At 40.8% G+C, this 938-nt stretch carries 1 pseudogene; it reads left to right on the forward strand.

Going from position 1 to position 938, the window contains the following annotated elements:
* Positions 1–547 (forward strand): annotated as a pseudogene (locus tag NSP_RS09570) (DEAD/DEAH box helicase); the annotation flags it as partial.
* Positions 548–938 lie beyond the last annotated feature (391 nt).

A 938-nucleotide genomic window follows, 5' to 3' on the forward strand; every position in this document is an offset into this window, starting at 1 on the left:
TGCCATCTTGCAACAGTTTGACGCTTTAGATAATTTAGTCCCCACCAAATTAGGGCAAATTGCTGCCGCCATTCGGGGAGAAAATGAATTATGGCTGGGTTTAGTCTTTGAAAGTGGTGAATTGGAACATTTAGATCCGCACCATTTAGCAGCAGCAGCAGCAGCCTTAGTCATCGAAACCCCTCGCCCAGATAGTAGGGTACATTTTGAACTCAGTAACGAAGTAGTAGAAGCCTTGGCAAAACTGCGGAACATTCGCCGCAAAATATTTCAACTGCAACGGCGGTATAATGTCGCTCTGCCTATTTGGTTGGAATTTGAGTTAATTGCCATAGTGGAACAGTGGGCGCTGGGAACACCCTGGACAGAACTCTGTGAAAATACCACTTTGGATGAAGGCGATGTAGTGAGGATTTTACGCCGGACTTTGGATTTATTATCTCAGATACCCCACGTTCCTCATTTATCGAAAGATTTCCAGCGTAATGCTTATCGGGCGATGCAATTAATTGATAGGTTCCCAGTCAATGAGCAAGTCCTAAGTTGACAATTCATAGACAAAACTATACTTATATTGACAAAAATCAATATATATTTTAGGAAAAAATCAACTACTTGATATATAATACGGTGATATCAAGTATTGAATTGAGACTATTGCCGACGCGAAAACCAAGCAATGATGGTGGTAGTCTTTTTCAGAAACTTAATTGGAACACAATCGCGTCTGGCTAAGGCGTGAAAGTCTACTGAGGGATAACTGCTCCCATGCTCCCGTTGAAGTAGAAAGTAAAGTCTAGTTTTGTCTAGGTTTTATATAGCAGATAGCCGATTGATAAGTAGCTCAAACTTAAAAAACGTAATACCCAGATCCCCGACTTCTCTAAGAAGTCGGGGATCTATAGGAATCCGATTTGATTTATGAAACAATCTAAGTA

This window comes from Nodularia spumigena CCY9414, assembly GCF_000340565.2.
Lineage (GTDB): Bacteria > Cyanobacteriota > Cyanobacteriia > Cyanobacteriales > Nostocaceae > Nodularia > Nodularia spumigena.